General features: G+C 61.7%; 11 protein-coding genes and 1 tRNA gene. 7 read left to right on the top strand and 5 right to left on the bottom strand.

Annotation, left to right across the window (positions count from 1 at the left end; translation table 11 throughout):
• Positions 1–21 precede the first annotated feature (21 nt).
• From RPE78_RS08455 to RPE78_RS08445, 3 genes are all read left to right on the top strand, one after another.
• Positions 22–1107 carry a BMP family ABC transporter substrate-binding protein gene (locus RPE78_RS08455; protein WP_339109064.1) on the top strand — a complete coding sequence of 362 codons (1086 nt, stop codon included), beginning with the start codon at positions 22–24 and terminating at the stop codon, positions 1105–1107.
• A gap of 173 nt (positions 1108–1280) precedes the next feature.
• Positions 1281–3548 carry an OmpA family protein gene (locus RPE78_RS08450; RefSeq protein ID WP_406720280.1) on the top strand — a complete coding sequence of 756 codons (2268 nt, stop codon included), beginning with the start codon at positions 1281–1283 and terminating at the stop codon, positions 3546–3548.
• A 116-nt stretch (positions 3549–3664) separates the two neighbouring features.
• A complete protein-coding gene (locus RPE78_RS08445; RefSeq protein ID WP_339109062.1) occupies positions 3665–3868 on the top strand; it encodes a hypothetical protein in 204 nt (67 codons plus the stop codon).
• A 157-nt stretch (positions 3869–4025) separates the two neighbouring features.
• On the opposite strand, the gene RPE78_RS08440 is transcribed toward RPE78_RS08445, so the two are convergent.
• Positions 4026–4102, bottom strand: a tRNA-Met gene (locus RPE78_RS08440).
• Between the two features lie 114 nt (positions 4103–4216).
• Positions 4217–4804: a L,D-transpeptidase gene (locus RPE78_RS08435; RefSeq protein WP_339109061.1), complete on the bottom strand. Its 588-nt coding sequence runs from the start codon at positions 4802–4804 to the stop codon at positions 4217–4219.
• Between the two features lie 286 nt (positions 4805–5090).
• Here RPE78_RS08435 and RPE78_RS08430 point away from each other — a divergent pair, with 286 nt between their 5' ends.
• A complete protein-coding gene (locus tag RPE78_RS08430; protein ID WP_406720279.1) occupies positions 5091–7538 on the top strand; it encodes a heavy metal translocating P-type ATPase in 2448 nt (815 codons plus the stop codon).
• 123 nt (positions 7539–7661) lie between these two features.
• A complete protein-coding gene (locus RPE78_RS08425) occupies positions 7662–8099 on the top strand; it encodes a lytic transglycosylase domain-containing protein (RefSeq protein WP_339109059.1) in 438 nt (145 codons plus the stop codon).
• A gap of 61 nt (positions 8100–8160) precedes the next feature.
• On the opposite strand, the gene RPE78_RS08420 is transcribed toward RPE78_RS08425, so the two are convergent.
• The 3 genes from RPE78_RS08420 to RPE78_RS08410 form a co-directional block, all read right to left on the bottom strand.
• Positions 8161–8868, bottom strand: a complete 708-nt coding sequence (locus tag RPE78_RS08420) for a hypothetical protein (RefSeq protein ID WP_406720278.1) — start codon at positions 8866–8868, stop codon at positions 8161–8163.
• A 127-nt stretch (positions 8869–8995) separates the two neighbouring features.
• The gene (locus tag RPE78_RS08415; RefSeq protein WP_339109057.1) at positions 8996–9361 is read right to left on the bottom strand and encodes an HIT domain-containing protein; all 366 of its coding nucleotides are present in this window, start codon (positions 9359–9361) and stop codon (positions 8996–8998) included.
• 10 nt (positions 9362–9371) lie between these two features.
• Entirely contained in the window at positions 9372–10946 is a 1575-nt protein-coding gene (locus RPE78_RS08410; protein ID WP_406721638.1) for a DUF5928 domain-containing protein, read from the bottom strand.
• Positions 10947–11091: 145 nt separating this feature from the next.
• On the opposite strand from RPE78_RS08410, the gene RPE78_RS08405 reads away from it, so the two are divergent.
• A complete protein-coding gene (locus RPE78_RS08405; RefSeq protein WP_339109056.1) occupies positions 11092–11910 on the top strand; it encodes a sulfotransferase family protein in 819 nt (272 codons plus the stop codon).
• Between the two features lie 50 nt (positions 11911–11960).
• Positions 11961–12731: a phosphatase PAP2 family protein gene (locus tag RPE78_RS08400; RefSeq protein ID WP_339109055.1), complete on the top strand. Its 771-nt coding sequence runs from the start codon at positions 11961–11963 to the stop codon at positions 12729–12731.
• The last annotated feature ends 56 nt before the right edge of the window (positions 12732–12787 follow it).

The following is a 12787-nucleotide window of genomic DNA, read 5'->3' as shown; positions in this document are numbered from 1 at the left end:
GCAATCCAAGGGGAACCTTCCATGAAACGCAGAACTTTCCTTGCCTCCTCGGCTGCTATGGCCGGCATTGCCGCCACCGGCGCACCGGCTTTCGCACAGGACGATCCGCTGAAGATCGGCTTCATCTATGTCGGCCCCGTGGGCGATATGGGCTGGTCCTACCAGCATGATCAGGGCCGTCAGGCGATCGAGGCCGAATATGGCGACAAGATCCAGACCAAGTTCATTGAATCGGTTCCCGAAGGCCCCGATGCCGAGCGCGCGCTGACCTCTCTGGCGCTGGAAGGCCATGAGCTGATCTTTGCGACCTCTTTCGGCTATATGGATTCCGTGATCAATGTTGCGGCCAAATTCCCGAATGTGAAATTCGAGCATTGCACGGGCTACAAACGCGCCGAGAATGTCGGCACCTATGATGCACGCTTCTATCAGGGTCGCGCCATTCAGGGCACCATCGCAGGGCGCATGACCAAGTCGAACAAGATCGGCTATATCGGCTCCTTCCCGATCCCTGAAGTGATCCAAGGGATCAATGCGGCCTATATCCACGCCAAGAAGGTCAATCCCGATGTGCAGATCTCGGTGGTCTGGGCCTATACATGGTTCGACCCCGCCAAAGAGGCCGATGCCGCAGCTGCCCTGATCGCCGATGGTGTCGATGTGATCTTGCAGCATACCGATTCCACTGCGCCGCAGGCCAAGGCGCAGGAAGCCGGCAATGTGATCACTTTCGGGCAGGCCTCGGATATGTCGAACTTCGCGCCCAAACCGCGCGTCAGCTCGACCATCGACAACTGGGCCCCCTATTACAAAGGGCGCGTTGCGGCCGCTCTGGAAGGGTCGTGGAAGGCCGATGCCACTTGGGGCGGTATCGACAGCGGCATGGTGAAGATCGGTGAAATCACCGATGCGGTGCCCGCCGAAGTCAAGCAGGAGGCCGAGGCGCTGATCGAGGCGATCCGTTCGGGCAGCTACCACCCCTTCACCGGCCCGTTGAAAAAACAGGACGGTTCGGACTGGCTCGCCGAGGGCGAAGTGGCGGATGATGCAACGCTGGCCGGGCTGAATTTCTATGTCGAGGGGATTTCCGCCGAAATCCCCGGCTAAGACCTAACCCCTTGGAATGTGGGAAGGGCACCGCCACTGGTGCCCTTTTTCACAACCGGATCCGGGCAGTTCTCGCGGCTGCGGCGAATAAGATCAGGAACATTTATCGGACCGGCTTGGTTATCCACCTGAAAAGACACCCCGCCGTTATCGGGGGTCGCTCAGGAGGAATGATGAAGAGTAAACTTCGTAACACGACCGCCCTCATTGCCGCGCTGGCCACTTTGGCCCCCAGTCTGACGGTCGCGCAAACCATCCCTGCGGTGCCGAAACAGGCCCAGTCCGAAGACCGCCCCGATACGGATCGCGGCAAGATGTCCTCGGGCAAAGAGGACACCGGCCCCAGTCAGGCCCGCGCGACCACCTGTATCGAGACCCAAAGCAAAAACGGCGTCTCCGCCAAGGCCGCAGCAGAGCTGTGCGAGGGCATGACCGCCGCAAGTCCCAATTCCCAGGCCGAAAAGCGCAGCGAGGCGGCGCAATCCGCGCAAGCGCGTGCACAGGCGGATGCACAGACCGAAGCGGCCCGCAAGAAAATGGAGGCCCGCACCGCTGACCCGAAATCCGACCCGAAATCGGACACCGGATCACAGGGCGCGGCCCCTGACGCCAGCCCCGAACTCGGCACCCGAGCCACCTCCAAGGCCAAGGATGAAGGCCAGAACACCGCGCCCGCATCGCGCGCGGACAAAAGCGGTGCCCCACAATCCTCGGCCCAATCCTCCTCGAAGCCTTCGGCCTCGGACGCGGTGAAAAAGGCGACGTCGGAACAGGCCGATACCGCGAAAGGCACCCCCAAGGCACAAGACGGCACATCACAGGCAGAGCCCAGGGCCCAGCCCGAAGCAGGCCTTCTGGGCACCGGCAAAAGCGGGCCCCAAGCCAGAAAGCCCGAGCTGAAAGCGGATGCAGAAGGCGGTAAGGTTGACGCGCTCAAGCGCAAACTGGGCGGCGACAGCGCCGATCCGGCGACGGCAGAACAGTCCAAGCCCGCAGGTACCAAGTCCGCAGATGGCAGCACGGCATCGAAGACCAAGGCCGGAGAGGCGCGCGACCAGAGCGACGCCCCTCAGGCCAAACCCGCCCCGTCCGATGCCGCAGACCGTAAGGGCAAGGCCGCAGCTTCCGAACAGGACGCGGCGCAGCAAGAGAGCGGCAAGACAGAGGCGCAATCGCTGTCCAAGGCTCTGGCCGAAAAGCAGGCGGCCCAACCGGCAGATCCCCGCGCCGCTGGGGCGAATGCTGAGGCAGCCGCCCCCCGTGACGGCAAAGACAGTCGGCAGGAGGCCCAAGAGCCGCGCCGTGTCGAAGAGGCTCTACAGGCCACAGAAGACGCACGCCAGCGCGCCAGCGAAGGGGCGCCGGTCAAGAACGAGGCCCTTGCAGACAAGGCCGACATGCCCGCCGCAGGTGACAAGCCGCGCGCCAACTCCGCAGAGGGGGCGCAGATGACCGAGGAGGTCATTACCAAAGACAATGCGCGTTCCTCTGCCGAGGATTTCGCCACCGCCGTCAATGCCAAACCGAGCCAGAAATCGCCCGAGGCCGACAAGAAATCGGGTCTCTCGGATTTCGAGAAAGTCGCGATTGCAGGGCTTGGGGCGCTGGCCGTCGGGGCGATTTTGCAGAATGGCTCCGAGGTTGCGGTCAATTCCGGCGACCGTGTCGTGGTCCAGAACCCCGATGGCAGCTATGGTCTGATCAAGGATGATAACGCGCTCTTGCGTCAGCCGGGCTCGACGATCCGCACCCGCGATTATGACGACGGCTCGACGCGCACCATCACCGAACGTCCCGATGGCGCGCAGATCGTCACCATTTATGATGCCCAGCGCCGCATCGTCCAGCGGAGCCGAATCGAGCCGGACGGCACACGCTACATCCTGATCGACGATTCGCGCGGGGCCGCACCTGTGCAGGTCTCCGACCTGCCGCGCGCCAATTTCCGTGATGTCTCCAGCACCAGCAACGAGACCGCCCTGCGCGATGCTTTGGCCCGTAATGCCGATGTGAACCGTGGGTTCACCCTGTCGCAGATCCGTCAGATCCCGTCGGTGCGCGCATTGGCACCGGCCATTTCGGTGGAGAATGTGACCTTCGCGACAGGCTCCGCCGCGATCCAGCCCGAGCAGGCGCAGGCGCTTTCCGATCTGGGCGAGGCGATCAAGGCCCGTATCCGCGAGAACCCGCAGGAGATCTTCCTGATCGAAGGTCACACCGATGCGGTCGGGAACGCGGCCTATAATCTGGCCCTGTCGGACCGCCGCGCCGAATCGATGGCTCTGGCACTGACGGAATATTTCGACATCCCGCCGGAGAACCTTGTCGTGCAAGGCTATGGCGAGGAATATCTGAAGGAAAACACGCAAGGTGCCTCTGAACAGAACCGCCGCGTCACCATCCGTCGCGTCACCGATCTGCTGCGTGTCGCCGCGAACTGATCCGGAGCACGCACCGACGATGTCAGGGCGCCCCAAGCGGGCGCCCTTCGACACTTGCGCTTTGTCATCATGCTCGGGCTCGGTTAAAGACGCCCGAGACGCAGATGGAGAATACCATGCCCGCAAAGGCCGAACTGGACGACGGTGGCAAGACATTCACCCTGACCGTAGGGGTCTGGTTCAATACCTACCCTGTGGAAGAGCTGGACGACTGGATCGCCTTCTATCACCGCAACCGCGCCGACCATCCAAAATCGCTGCACAGCTATGATGACACGATTGCCGCGCTGGAAGCCCTGAAAGCTGCGCTGAAGACGTAGCAGGCCATAGCCTTGCCCGTCCTCTTGCCCCCTCCGGCCCGACCCTTTTGGCCCGACCTGTCCCATCGGCAGGGCAGCACCATCCTGCCCCACGCGAAGACCAAACAAAAACAACGCGCCGTAGCGCGTTTGTCTTTGTTTTCCGAAGATTTGGAAGTGGTGGCGAGGGGGGGACTTGAACCCCCGACCCCACGATTATGAGTCGTGTGCTCTAACCAGCTGAGCTACCTAGCCATTGAGCGGCTATCTACGGTCTGGGCCGCAGAGCGTCAACCCCAATTTCGGAAAATCGTCATCTTTTTCGCATTGCCGCTGCGACAGGGAAAACCGCCCCGTTTTGGCGGCAGATCAATAGACCGTCACCGGCGTGCCAATCTTCACCGCATCATAGAGCGCGATCACATGATCATTGACCATGCGCAAACATCCGTTGGAGACCGCGTGACCGATAGAGCTGGGCTGAGTCGTGCCATGAATGCGGATCGCCGTATCATGCCCGTCCTGATACAGATACATCGCCCGCGCGCCCAAAGGGTTGTTCGGGCCACCCGGCATACCATCTGCATATTTCGCGTAATGGTCGGGCTCGCGTTTGATCATATCGGGCGTGGGCGTCCAGCTTGGCCATTTGACCTTGCGCGCCACAACCGCTTTGCCGCGGAAGACCAGCTCGTTCTTGCCCACGGCAACGCCATAGCGCATCGCAACCCCGGGGGCGGTGATGTGGTAGAGGAAGAACTTATCCGACAGCACGATGATCGAGCCGACCTCCAGCTCGGGCCTCACGCGCACCTCGCGCGGATAGAACTGCTGGGCAATCGGCCAGGTTTTGGGGGCAGGCGCAGAAGAGGTCTCGATTTCCTGAGCCAATCCGAGGGTCGGGACCGTCAGAGCAGACAGGCCCGCCAGGCCACCAAGCACAGAGCGACGCTTCATATGTTATCTCCCGTAACAGGCAGATGCCGTTCAACCGCGATGAATCGTCACTTCAAAACCAGCGGTCGAAACCCGCATCTTTATCTTAAAACAGCTTCTCTCAAGGCATCCGCGAAAGGAGAGCGCTTGCCAAGATCCTAGAACAGAAAATCTTCACATATCGCAAAGATGACACGTCAAACGATCCGCGCCTGCTTTGTGGTGCCGGAAATTGCCTCTTTGGCGGTGGTCAATCCGGTGCGGCCTTCCTATCTGGTAAACAGGTACGGGACTCGGGGGATGGTGTATGACAGAGCTTCATACAAGGTTTATCGTGGATGGCATGCATTGCGGGGCCTGCACAGGGCGGGTCGAACGGGCCCTTCTGGCCGTTCCCGGCGTGCGGCAGGCCAATGCCAATCTGATGGCCCGCAATGTCACGCTGCACTTCGACAGCCCGACGGAAGGCGGTCCGGCAAGCGCGGATCTGGCCCGCTCGCTGGAGGCGGCAGGCTATCCGGTTGCCGAGGCCGAGGCCGATCTGGCGTCAGACACGGACATCCCTGCCGAGCTACAGAGCCGCGCCCGCGACACCCTGCTGGCGCATCCGGCCATCCTGTCGGTCGAGACCGCCGCGCGCCAGATCGATGTCCGCTACGCGCAAGGCGCGATTGCCCCAAGCGAGATGGTCCGGCTTCTTGCGCCGCTCGGGCTGGAAGCCAAGCCGCGCAAGGCCGAGACCCCGCCGCCCGATCGCGCCCATAAACAGGCCGATGAAACCCGCAAGCTGCGGCGCGATGTGATCGTGTCTGCGGCGCTGACCCTGCCGGTCTTCATTCTGGCGATGGGCAGCCACCTGATCCCCGGCATGCATCATCTGATCGAGATGACGATCGGTGAACGGCTGAGCTGGGTGATCCAGCTTGTCCTGACAACGCTGGTGCTTCTGGGACCGGGGCGGATTTTCCTGACCCTCGGCCTGCCCGCCCTGCAACGCGGCGCCCCGGAGATGAACTCGCTCGTGGCGCTCGGGGCGCTGGCGGCATGGGGCTATTCGACCCTTGTGACGCTTGTGCCCTATATGGTGCCCGAAAGCGCGCGCGGCGTCTATTTCGAAGCCGCCGCCACGATTGTCACCCTGATTTTGCTGGGCCGCTGGTTTGAAGCGCGGGCGAAGGGCCGCGCGGGCGAGGCGATCTCGCGGTTGGTGGGCTTGCGCCCCGATACCGCCCGCGTCGAGCGTGGCGAGCAGATCATTGACCTGCCCGTGGCCGAGCTGGCGGCGGGCGATCTGGTCCACCTGCCCCCAGGTGCACGGGTTGCCGCCGATGGCATTGTCACCGAAGGTCAGGGCTGGATCGACGAAGCCATGCTGACGGGCGAAGCCGCGCCGGTCGAGAAATCCGAAGGCAGCAGCATCACCGGCGGCACCGTCAACGGCACCGTGCCGCTTGTCTATCGCGTTACCGCGACCGGCACCGAGACCGTTCTTGCCCGCATCATCGCGATGGTCGAAGAGGCGCAGGGCGGCAAGCTTCCGGTGCAGGCACTAGTGGACCGTGTCACGCGGGTTTTCGTGCCGGTGGTGATCGGGCTTTCCCTGCTGACCTTCCTGATCTGGATGATCGCGGGACAGGGCTTCACCCATGCGCTGGTGGCCGGCATTTCGGTGATGATCATCGCCTGCCCCTGCGCGATGGGGCTGGCCACGCCCGTCTCGATTCTGGTGGGCACCGGACGTGCCGCCGAAATGGGGCTTCTGTTCCGGCGCGGTGACGCGCTGCAACGGCTGGCGGAGGTCAAGACCATCGCCTTTGACAAGACCGGCACCCTGACCGAAGGCCGCCCCGTCCTGAGCGACCTGATCGCCGCCCCCGACAGCCCGCCTGCCACCGAGACATTGCGGCTGGCCGCAGGGATCGAGGCGCGTTCCGAACATCCGCTGGCCCATGCGATCTTGCAGGGGGCAGAGACACGCGGCCTTGTCCCTGCCCAGGCCAAGCGGGTGCGCAGCCAGACAGGGCGCGGCCTGACCGGCGAGGCCGACGGGCACAAACTGGTGATCGGCAATGCGGCGGCGCTGAACGAGCATGGCATTGCGACAGACACCCTGAGCGACCAGGCCGATGCGCTGGCGGCCAAAGGGAAAACCCCGATCTGGATCGGCATTGACGGGCAGCTTGCGGCGCTGATGGCGGTCTCCGACCCGATCAAGCCGCAAGCGGTCGAAACGGTGCAGGCGCTCGAGAAGGCGCATGTCGAGACGGCCATGATCTCGGGGGATCTGCGCCGCACGGCACAAAGCGTGGCGCAGGGGCTGGGGATCGGGACGGTTGTGGCCGAGGTTCTGCCCGACGGCAAGGTCGCGGCCATTGAGGACATGAAGCGCAAAGGCACCACCGCATTCGTTGGGGACGGTATCAATGATGCCCCCGCACTGGCCGCAGCCGATATCGGCATCGCCATCGGCACCGGCACCGATGTGGCGATCGAAACCGCCGAGGTGGTGCTGATGCAGGGCGATCCGCGCGGCGTCGGTCAGGCGGTCCATCTGTCGCGTGCGGTGATGCGCAATATCCGCGAGAACCTGTTCTGGGCCTTCGCCTATAATGCCGCGCTGATCCCTGTTGCGATGGGCGTTCTGGTGCCTTTCGGTGGCCCCGGCATGTCGCCGCTTCTGGCAGCGGCGGCTATGGCCTTTTCCTCGACCTTTGTGGTGACGAACGCCCTGCGGCTGCGGCGGTTGAAACTGTAAGCCCGCGCGCATCGGCAGATCCTTGCCGATGCGTCACCCCCACCCTTTCCGTGCGGGAAAGTTTTGGCTAACTGGAGATATCGGTCTTTCCGGGGTTTTCAGATGCATTTGTCACGACGGTCCATGCTCCTTGGCCTTTTCGCGCTGAGCGCCTGTGGGGCAACGCCCAAAGCGCCGCAGCAGCAGATGAACCTGCGCCCGAACGAAACCCCGCAACTGCGCAAGATGATCAACCAATATGCCGATCATTACGAGATCCCGCGCACGCTGATGCATCGCGTGATCACCCGCGAAAGCGGCTACCGCCCCGATGCCCGCAATGGCAGCTATTACGGCCTGATGCAGATCTCGCCGCAGACCGCCGGTGCGATGGGTTTTCGCGGCAAGCCTAGCGGGCTTCTCGACCCCGAAACGAACCTGAAATATGCCGGTAAATACCTTCGCGGTGCATGGATGTGTGCCGATGGTTCCAGCGACAAGGCCGTTTACTGGTATTCGCGCGGCTATTATTACGAAGCCAAGCGCCGTGGCATCCTGACCGAGACGGGCCTGCGCGGCTGACGGCACTGCCCCCTTCGCCCCCCCCCTCGGCACCATCTTCCCGCCGGAATGCCTACCGCATTCAGGGCAGGAACTGTCCGCCCCGACGCAGCGACGCCTCCATTGCGATCACGCCTTGGGGCCCGCCATGTCGGGCCAGCCAGTCCATCGCCTTACAGGCGGAGGCCGTGTAAAGGGCATGGCTCTCGGTTGCAGCCCTCCTGCGGAACTCACCGGCATCCGCTGGTGGAGAGATCCTGCCCGCGTCATCACACCCCAGAATCCGCCCCTCCCGTAGCGAGAGATACCGTGTATCGCGCGAGATATAGACAGCCAGCCCCTCATCGAACCATGCAGGCACGGCACCGGTGAGAAAGTGGAACGCCCCCACACGGTGATGCAGCTCGGCATGCGCCAGCTCATGCGCAAGGATTGTCACCGACGTCCCTCGCGCGGTCACAAAGACAAACCTGTCCAGATAGGCCATCGCGCGCGGCCCCGTCCGGACAGAAAGGTTACACGCCTCGGACAGGCAGAGCAGCCATTCGGGATCGGAGGCGAGATCGGAATAGACGCCCCGCACACGTGCCGAGGCCCCTTCAAGATTGTCCAGCGCCGAACGGATTTGCGCGTCACTGGCCTGCCCGTCGGCATAGACATGCGGCGCGACAGGCCGGTAGCCGTAACAACGGGGGCAAAGATAGAGACCGATCTCAGGGGCGGCATATGCCACGCCCCCACCAAGCACCAGACCTGCAAGACAAAGACAGAGTGCCGCTACGCGACGCATCCGGTGGCCCTCCCGCAAGGTTGAAACGGATATCACCTGTTGTGAAAAATGTCGGACCCGTCCCATCGCGCGTGAACGCGGCGGGGCGGGCCTTGGGCGGGTCTGGCGTGGCACGCCGTTGCCGGCCTCAATCGGCCAGCAACGGCCCCATCACCTTGCCCGCTAGGATATGCATATGGAAATGCGGCACTTCCTGACAGCCATGCTCGCCCGCATTGGTGATCGCACGGAAGCCCTTTTCCTCGACCCCCAGATCCTTGCAGATCTGGCCACAAGCGCGCATGAAATCGAGGATCTCTGGGTCTGACGCATTCTGGCAGAAATCATCGTAATTCACATAGGCCCCTTTGGGGATCACCAGAACATGGTCCGGCGCCTTGGGGGTGATATCCTTGAATGCCAAGGTGAATTCGGTTTCGAGCACGGTGGCATTGGGAATATCGCCGCGCAGGATTTTGGCGAAGATATTCTCGCTATCATAGCTATAGGGCAAAGAAGCCTCCTTAGTCGGAAAACAGGTAGTCGGTGGCCGCAATCTCGGCAGCCGTATCGGTATCAAGCTTTAGAAACTGTGCAAGCGGCCCGGCATTGGCCTGCACCTGCGCCGTCTCACGAATACGCCAGAAATGTTCGAACTCCGCATCGCGGATTTTCTCGCTTTCATACCGCAGATCATAGCGGATGGTCGGCAGAACCCTCTCGTAGATCTGCGACGGGCTGTCATGGGCGGCCAGTCCGATCCGTTGCGCATGGCCAACCAGATACTCATCCGAGAATTCCGTCTCGATTTCCAGAATACGTGTCTCGACCTTATCCGAGGTCAGATCGCGCAGAAGATCGAAATCCGAGGGATCGACACAGATCAGCAGCCGGTCGCTGCGATGGTATTCCAGCAGCATCCGCAGCAGGGCCCGACGGTGCCGGTTGCGCTTCTCCAGCGTCTTCTCGATCCCGCCAAGCGGGGGCAGCTCTTCCTGTTCGTTGAAAAGATAGTTGACCGCCGGAAGATCGGTGCGCGCGCGGATCTGTTCAACCAGACGTTTCGCGACATGCCATTTCTTGCACAGCACCACATACAGCACACGGTCGCGGCCCAGCGTCGATTCTGTCTCCCAGAAGCGGGGCGCGAAACGGTGCCCCTCCCGCCCCTTCTGCGTCAGGAAGCCGAACAGCGCGCGCCCCTCGTTCGAGATCGGGAAAGCCATATCCTGCTCGCCCCACAGCTTGCCAAGCCGTGCTTTCATCTCTTTGGCCTCAGGGCTGATCTTGCGGGCAAACAGATAGTCCTGCGCCAGCAGCATATCGTAATGGTCGTTATAGAAGGTCACCGGCATGCCGTAATCGGTGAACATCAGAAAGGTCAGCGTGCGCGAACGGATCTCGCGCTCGGGGACAACATGGCGCGCGATGGTCTGGAAGAAGGTCTCGTCGGGGATCCATGTCGTTGCAAAGAAGCGCAGCACCTCGGGCCGGTCCTTGCAGAACTGCAGGATTTTCTCGACGCTGTCGCGCCGCAGGCACCACCATTGCGACCCGATCATCATCTCGATATCGGCAGGCACCTTGCGGGTGATCCCGAGGCGCTTCTGCCATTCGTAGCTTTGGTAGAACCACCATTTCTGGGTGCGCTCGTTGAACCAGTGGCGGTAGATCAGGCGCTCTTCCTTGAACCCTGTCTTGATCCAGTCGGAATTGAAAAAATCGAAGCTTTCGATATAGTCGCAATTCTCGCTTTCGAGAAAGCGATGGGCATATTCCGCCGATTTGATCTGCATGCAATCGCCCGACAGCATGTAGAAATGCGTGGCATCGGGGAAGGCCTCCACCGCCGCTTTCACCGCCTCAAGGGTGGCGGCGACAAGGCTCCATTCGCCCCAGCCGCATTTCAGCCGCTTTCTGGCAAAAGTGACCTGCTGGTTATCGGCCAGCCCGTCGCGAATCTGCTGGAAATCGGCAGGGTTCGCCCGCGCGTCGAAATGGATGGACACACAATCCCCGGCCGCCGTCAGGCGGGCCGCTTGACGGATCACCGTTTCAGGGTCTTTGTGTGTCAGAAGAATGAAGGCAATCTGGACCATATTTATCGGCATATTCTATGTCAGTTACGCCACTATCGCCCCTCTTTGCGGCGAGGGACATTGAAAATATAAAGTTTGTTTGCTTTTTCAGTCTAATTATTGCGTAAAGGTGACGACAAGCGCACCGGGTTCAAGGAGCAGGCAAATGGGTTTTCCCGGAACGTGGATGACAGAAAGTGAAAGCGTGGTCTATCGCGTGGTGCCCAAATGCGCCTGCTCGTCCATCGGCCAGATCATGTTTTATTCCGACCACGGCCGCTTCTTCGATGGCGACATCCATGATTCCAAAGAGGGCCTGCACAAGTGGTCGCAGGACTATAGCCAAGGCCCGATCGAGCGCGTGGTCAAAGGTGGCAAGGCCTATTCCTTCACCTGCGTGCGCAACCCCTATGGGCGCATCCTGTCCTCTTTCTTCGACAAGATCGCCGGCATCCAGCGGAATGGCCGCCGCTATCGGGGTAATCTGGTGCCGCAGCTGATCCAGAAATACGGTATCGAGGTGGGCTCTCCGGAAGACAATTTCGACTTCGATCAGGTCAAAAGCTTCCGCCGCTTCCTGCTGTTCGCGCGCGACACCATCCGCTGGCGCCGCCCGATGGAACCCGACATCCACTGGTCCGCCATGTCCGGCCATATCTCGACCTTCATCGTGAATGGCGGGCGCTACAATAACATCTTCTTCACGGAAAAGTTCAATGAAGGCATGCAAAGCGTGCTCGACGATATTGAAACACCGGTCAAGGTCGACCTTGCCGCCGTGCCGAAATTCAATGAATCCGAGGGGCATGGCCCGAAACGCGCCCATCCGATCAGCGATTATTTCGATGATCTCTCGCGCCATCTGGTCTGGGAAATCTACAAGAAGGATTTCCAGCTTTTCAAATATGACTTTGACAATCCCGACAATAAAATGCCTTTGGGGGAAGTCGATCTGGACGAGGTTCACGCAAAACTCGGCCAATAAGGCGGTCGTGTTTTTCAAGACCGCATCCATTTCTATAAATGGCGCCTGATATGCCGCATCCCCATACACCCTCCCTTCCCGCCCGCCTTGTCGCCCATCTGCCCGGCCCGCTGGGCCCCTGGCTCAGCCGACATGTCGACCGACTTGAAATCGGCCTGCTGATCAGCCTGTGCCTGATCGGCGGCGGGGTCTGGGCCTTTGCCCAGATCGCCTCGGAAATGACCGCAGGCGACACCACCGCCTTTGACCGTGCCGTTCTGCTCTGGTTCCGTGACAGCAATGATCTGGCCGTGCTCAAAGGCCCGCACTGGATGGAAACCGTAGTGCGCGATGTAACTGCCCTTGGCGGCGTCACCGTTCTGGGCAGCCTGATCGTCTTCACGACAGGCTATCTGCTGATGGAGGGCTATCGCCGTCAGGTCTGGGTCCTGCTGGCCGCCGTTCTGGGCGGTCAGGTCGTCTCGAATGTCTCGAAACTGCTTTTCGACCGTGCCCGTCCGGATGTCGTGCCACACGGGACCGATGTCACCTCGGCTTCTTTTCCCTCCGGCCATTCAATGATGGCCACGATCACGTGGCTGACGCTGGCCGTGATGCTGGCACGCCTGCAAAGCCGTCGCCGGACCCGCGCCTATCTGATTTCCGTGGCGGTGCTGATCTCGATCAGCGTCGGCATCAGCCGTCTGGCGCTCGGGGTGCATTGGCCGACCGATGTGCTGGCGGGCTGGTCGATTGGCGCGGCATGGGCGCTGACCTGTATGCTGGTGGCAGACTGGTTCTTCCCGACCCGTCCCGCACCGGACCTGCCGCCACAGGACTAATCCCGCCAGATCAACGCGCGCGGCAGCGGAGCGGCCCGAGCGATGCCCCGATCAGG

The organism is Thioclava litoralis (genome assembly GCF_045278885.1).
Lineage (GTDB): Bacteria > Pseudomonadota > Alphaproteobacteria > Rhodobacterales > Rhodobacteraceae > Thioclava > Thioclava litoralis.
Note: the sequence above shows the minus strand (reverse complement) of the source record. Positions and strands in the feature narration are given on the sequence as shown.